4 protein-coding genes are annotated in these 5,941 nt (G+C 71.0%); 2 read left to right on the top strand and 2 right to left on the bottom strand.

All coding sequences use genetic code 11. The annotated features are described in order from the left end of the window. On the bottom strand, positions 1-679 hold a 679-nt coding region (locus AB0B98_RS33020; protein ID WP_357367755.1), incomplete at its 3' end, for an MBL fold metallo-hydrolase. A 7-nt stretch (positions 680-686) separates the two neighbouring features. Beyond that, on the bottom strand, positions 687-1,403 hold the full coding sequence (locus AB0B98_RS33015) for a maleylpyruvate isomerase family mycothiol-dependent enzyme (protein WP_357367753.1): 717 nt from the start codon (positions 1,401-1,403) through the stop codon (positions 687-689). Between the two features lie 178 nt (positions 1,404-1,581). Here AB0B98_RS33015 and rsgA point away from each other — a divergent pair, with 178 nt between their 5' ends. Both rsgA and uvrA read left to right on the top strand, forming a co-directional pair. After that, positions 1,582-2,652, top strand: coding sequence for a ribosome small subunit-dependent GTPase A (gene rsgA, locus AB0B98_RS33010; RefSeq protein WP_357367752.1), 1,071 nt, complete (start codon positions 1,582-1,584; stop codon positions 2,650-2,652). A gap of 205 nt (positions 2,653-2,857) precedes the next feature. Further along, positions 2,858-5,803 (top strand): excinuclease ABC subunit UvrA, encoded by a 2,946-nt coding sequence (gene uvrA, locus AB0B98_RS33005; RefSeq protein WP_091408018.1) that lies wholly within the window; start codon positions 2,858-2,860, stop codon positions 5,801-5,803. Positions 5,804-5,941 lie beyond the last annotated feature (138 nt).

Raw genomic sequence — 5,941 nt, 5'->3', positions numbered from 1 at the left:
CACGCTGACACTGGTGGTCAACGAGTTCATTCGCGGCGTACCGGAGCTGAGCGAGAAGTCGTCGGAGGGCGTCCGGCAGATCCAGAACTGGCTGGCCCGGGTAGAACCAGGTGTCGTCCGGGAGTTGGTCGAACAGCTTGTGCTCGACGTCGGCGATCAGCGCCGCGAAGCGCTCCGGGTCCTTGTCGGTGTTGCCCACCCCACCCGGGAAGAGGCTGTCGCCGGTGAAGAGGTGCGGGGTGCCGGACGGGTCGCGGTAGAGCAGCGCGATCGAACCCGGGGTGTGCCCCTTGATGTGGATGACCTCCAGCGCGCAGTCGCCGATCGCCACCGTGTCGCCGTCGGCCAGCCGCTCCGCCTCGATCGGCAACCCCGACGCGTCATCGGCGTGCACCAACGCCCGGGCGCCGGTCTTGGCGACGACCTCCTCCAGCGCCACCCAGTGATCCATGTGCTGGTGGGTCGTCACCACAGCGGTGAGCCCACCGTCACCGATCAGTTCGAGCAGCCGCGGTGCCTCGTTGGCGGCGTCGATCAGCACCTGATCACCGGTGCCCGTGCAGCGCAGCAGGTAGGCGTTGTTGTCCATCGGCCCCACCGACAGCTTGCTGATGGTCAGCCCGTCCAGCTCCCGGACCGCCGGTGCGCCGCCGTGCGTGACGTCTCCGCTGTATGTCATGACGTTTCTATATCCATTCCGGTGGAGTAGGCAGGGGACCGTCAGGGATGACGGAGAGCGGGGAGCCGTCGGCGCGGCCGATCAGCCAGGCGGCGAGGTCGGGGGCGGGGCCGGCGACGACCGGGGCGTCCACGCGCTCCCCGATCACCACCTCATGCTCGCTGCCGTCGAGGCGCAGCACCATCGAGGGCGGTGTCGGCCCCATGGCGTGATGACTGGCCGCCTCCCGCAGCAGACGGTGGGCGAACGTCTCCGACCAGTCCGCGGCCCGGTAGTCGGCGGCCAGATCGAGGTGGTGCACCTCGATCTCCCGCAGCCGACCCCAGACCAGCAGCGCCGCCGGCCAGGGGCCCTTACGCGCCTGCACAGTCGCCGCCCAGGCATCGGCCGGCATCGCCGCGACCGCCTCGGAGAACAGGTCCGCCGTGCGTCGCAGGTCGTCCAGGTGCGCGGCCGGTGCCCGGCTCGAACCGGCTTCGATGTCCGCGCTGCGGGCGTCCAGCGAGGCGTACATCGGCAGCGCCGCCCCGGTGCGGGCCGCGGTGAGCAGGTTGACGAAACCGTCGGCGTTGCGCGCCACATGCGCCAGCACGTGGCCACGCGTCCAGCCCGGCAGCAGCGACGCGCCGGCCAGGTCCGCGGCGTCGAAAGAAGCGGCGGTACGTAGTAGTCGGCTGGTGGCCGCGTCCACCTCGCCCATCAGCAACAGCGGATCCGTTGTCACCCGTCGACCCTAGCGGTCCGCCGTCGCGCCGTCGCCGGGGAAATCGCTTTCGGCGCGTCGGCGCGCGACCTACCGTCAGCGGCAGACGCGGCACCGGGACATCGGACGGAGGTGGTGATCATGCCGGACGTGGCACGCGTGTTCCGCCATCACCAGCTTCGACACCGATGAGGATGCCATGAAGATCGATCTGACCGCCCTCGGCTGGGACGCCGAGCGGACGGCGTACGCCGCGCGCCGCGGTGAGCACCAGCCGGGTCGGGTGGCCCGGGTGGACCGGGGGGTCTGCACTGTGCTCACCGCAGTCGGCCCGGTCCGGGCCAGCCTGGGTGGGGCGGTGCTGACCGTCGCCGCGCGGGACCCGTCCGCGCTGCCCTGCGCAGGGGACTGGGTGCTGCTCACCCACTGGCCGGACCGCCGCGTGACCGTGGAGGCGGTGCTGCCGCGACGGGGCGCGCTGATCCGGCGTACCGCCGGCAAGGACGCCAGCGGTCAGGTGCTGGCCGCCAACCTCGACGCCGCCGCCGTGGTGGAGCCCGTGCACCCCGAGCCGGACGTGGGCCGGATCGAGCGGCTGCTCTCCCTGGCCCACGAATCCGGCGCCCGGCCGCTTGTCGTACTGACCAAGGCGGATCTCGCGGCCGACCCGGCCGCGCTGGCCCGCCAGTTGGCCGCGGTCGCCCCCGGGGTGCCGGTGCTGCCGGTCAGCGCCGAACGAGGCCTCGGGCTGGAACCGCTGCGCGCCGAGGTGACGCCCGGCCGCACGCTCGGCCTGCTCGGCCCGTCCGGTGCGGGCAAGTCGAGCCTGGTCAACGCCCTCGTCGGGGCCGTGATGATGCCCACCCAGTCGATCCGGCGGGTGGACGGCAAGGGTCGGCACACCACCACCTGGCGGGCCCTCGTACCCATCCCGGGTGGCGGTGCGGTGATCGACACGCCCGGTGTCCGGGCGGTCGGCCTGCTGGACGGCGCGGCCGGGCTCGACCGGGCGTTCGCCGACATCGCCGGGCTGGCTGAAGGCTGCCGGTACGCCGACTGCGGCCACGACGGCGAGCCGTCCTGCGCGGTCCGGGAGGCGCTGCACACCGGCGAGCTCTCGACCCGTCGGTGGGAAAGTTGGCGGCGGCTGCAGGGTGAGGTGGCCCACGAGAGCCGACGACGGGAGGCCCGGGTGGCGGCGGAGCGACGCGGAGGGTGGCGTTCGGCCCGGCGTCGGGCCGCGCGTCCGCCGGCGCCCGGCGGCTACTGACCGGGCGCCCGCCGGCGCACGGCCGACAGGGCTTGCGGGCGGGGCGGCCGACCGGGCTGAGCTGGGGGAATGTGCGGGCGGGGGAAACTGTCATACCTCGGGGCTAGAGTTGCCGAGGCGTGTTTTCCGCGCCCGCACGACCGCTCAAGACCACCCAGAGCGGGACGAATCCTTCGCTTCATCTTCTCCCGGGAGTACACGCACTGTGGCCGACCGACTGATCATCCGTGGCGCGCGCGAGCACAACCTGCGTGACGTCAGTCTCGACCTGCCCCGGGACGCACTCATCGTGTTCACCGGGCTGTCCGGGTCGGGCAAGTCGAGCCTGGCCTTCGACACGATCTTCGCCGAGGGGCAGCGCCGCTACGTCGAGTCGCTCTCGTCGTACGCCCGGCAGTTCCTCGGCCAGATGGACAAGCCAGACGTCGACTTCATCGAGGGCCTGAGCCCGGCCGTCTCGATCGACCAGAAATCCACCTCGCGCAACCCGCGTTCGACCGTCGGCACCATCACCGAGGTCTACGACTACCTGCGTCTGCTCTACGCCCGCATCGGTGAGCCGCACTGCCCGGTCTGTGGTGAGCGCATCTCCCGGCAGAGCCCGCAGCAGATCGTCGACCGGGTCCTGGCCATGGCCGAGGGCACCAAGTTCATGGTGCTCGCCCCGGTGATCCGTGGCCGCAAGGGCGAATATGTCGACCTCTTCGCCGAGCTCCAGGCCAAGGGCTACGCCCGGGCCCGGGTCGACGGCGTGGTGCACCCGCTGACCGAGCCGCCGAAGCTCAAGAAGCAGGAGAAGCACACCATCGAGGTGGTGATCGACCGGCTCACCGTCAAGCCGAGCGCCAAGCAGCGGCTCACCGACTCGGTCGAGGCCGCCCTGGGCCTGTCCAGCGGCCTGGTTCTGCTCGACTTCGTCGACCTTCCCGAGGACGACCCGGACCGCGAGCGCCGCTACTCCGAACACCTGGCCTGCCCCAACGACCACCCGCTGGCCATCGAGGATCTCGAGCCTCGGGTCTTCTCCTTCAACGCCCCCTACGGCGCCTGCCCGGAGTGCACCGGCCTGGGCACCAAGAAGGAGGTCGACCCGGAGCTGCTGGTCCCCGACCCGGAGCGCAGCCTGCGTGAGGGCGCCATCCAACCCTGGTCCACCGGGCACAACCTGGAATACTTCCTGCGCCTGCTGGAGGCGCTCGGCGAGGCCCAGCACTTCGACATCGACACCCCGTGGCGGGCGTTGCCGGCGCGGGCGCAGAAGACGATCCTGCACGGCTCCGACGACCAGGTGCACGTGCGCTACCGCAACAAGTACGGCCGTGAGCGCTCCTACTACACCGGCTTCGAGGGCGTGGTGCAGTGGATCGAGCGCCGGCACTCCGACACCGAGTCCGAGTGGTCCCGCGACAAGTACGAGGGCTACATGCGCGACGTGCCGTGCGCGGCGTGCGGCGGTGCTCGGCTCAAGCCCGAGGTGCTCGCGGTCACGCTGGCCGGCAAGAGCATCGCCGAGGTCTGCAACCTGTCCGTGGGGGAGTGCGCCGACCTGCTCGCCGGCATCGAGCTGACCGACCGGCAGAAAATGATCGCCGAGCGCGTCCTCAAGGAGATCAACGCCCGGCTGCGGTTCCTGCTCGACGTCGGCCTGGACTACCTCTCCCTGGACCGCCCGGCCGGCACGCTCTCCGGCGGTGAGGCACAGCGCATCCGGCTGGCCACCCAGATCGGCTCCGGCCTGGTGGGCGTGCTCTACGTGCTCGACGAGCCGTCGATCGGGCTGCACCAGCGCGACAACCACCGGCTGATCGAGACCTTGATCCGGCTGCGCGGGCTCGGCAACACGCTGATCGTGGTGGAGCACGACGAGGACACCATCCGCACCGCCGACTGGATCGTCGACATCGGGCCCGGCGCGGGTGAGCACGGCGGCAAGATCGTGCACAGCGGCTCGGTGCCGGCGCTGCTGAAGAACAAGGAGTCGATCACCGGGGCGTACCTGTCCGGTCGGCGGTCGATCCCCACGCCGACGGGCCGCCGCCCGCAGGACCCGGCCCGCGAGCTGGTGGTGCACGGCGCGCGCGAGCACAACCTGCGCAACCTGACCGTCTCGTTCCCGCTGGGCCAGCTCATCGCTGTCACCGGGGTCAGCGGCTCGGGCAAGTCGACGCTGGTCAACGACATCCTGTACGCGGTGCTGGCCAACCAGATCAACGGCGCCCGCCTGGTGCCCGGCCGGCACACCCGGGTCTCCGGGCTGGAGCACGTGGACAAGGTCGTCGGCGTGGACCAGTCGCCGATCGGCCGGACACCGCGCTCCAACCCGGCCACCTACACCGGCGTCTGGGACCACGTCCGCAAGCTCTTCGCCGAGACCACCGAGGCGAAGGTGCGCGGATACGGCCCGGGGCGGTTCTCCTTCAACGTCAAGGGCGGGCGCTGCGAGGCGTGCTCGGGTGACGGCACCATCAAGATCGAGATGAACTTCCTCCCCGACGTGTACGTCCCCTGCGAGGTCTGCAAGGGCGCCCGGTACAACCGGGAGACCCTTGAGGTGCACTACAAGGGCAAGACCGTCTCGGACGTGCTGGAGATGCCGATCGAGGAGGCCGCCGAGTTCTTCTCCGCCATCCCGGCCATCCACCGGCACCTGAAGACCCTGGTCGACGTCGGCCTGGGCTACGTCCGCCTCGGTCAGCCCGCGCCGACCCTCTCCGGCGGTGAGGCGCAGCGGGTCAAGCTCGCCTCCGAGCTGCAGAAGCGCTCCACCGGGCGGACGGTCTACGTGCTCGACGAGCCGACCACCGGTCTGCACTTCGAGGACATCCGCAAGTTGCTGATGGTGCTGGAAGGGCTGGTCGACAAGGGCAACACGGTGATCACGATCGAGCACAACCTCGACGTGATCAAGACCGCGGACTGGCTGATCGACATGGGTCCCGAGGGTGGCCACCGGGGCGGCACCGTGCTCGCCACCGGCACCCCCGAGGAGGTAGCCGAGGTGGCCGAGAGCCACACCGGCGAGTTCCTGCGCCAGGTGCTCAAGCTCGACGGCAAGGCCAAGGGTGCGGCTGCCGCCACCACCCGGGCCGCCAAGGCCAACGGCGTGACCAAGGCGCGGGCCAGCCGTAAGGTGCCGGCCGCCGCACGCTGATCCTTCTGTGCGTGTTCGCGGGGCGGGGCGGGTCGGTTGACGACCCCCCCCCCCCCCATTTCCCGGGCGGCAGCGTGCCCCGAAGAAACCACCCGCACCATAGCACGAGTGTCGAAGTGTTGCAGGCCATACAACACC

Source organism: Micromonospora sp. NPDC048947 (genome assembly GCF_040649495.1).
Taxonomy (GTDB): Bacteria; Actinomycetota; Actinomycetes; order Mycobacteriales; family Micromonosporaceae; genus Micromonospora; species Micromonospora alfalfae.
This window is presented reverse-complemented; position numbering and strand designations above follow the sequence as displayed.

Excerpts from the sequence above, each read along its gene's own strand:
- rsgA (WP_357367752.1), top strand. The coding sequence starts at position 1,582 with ATGAAGATCGATCTGACCGCCCTCGGCTGGGACGCCGAGCGGACGGCG.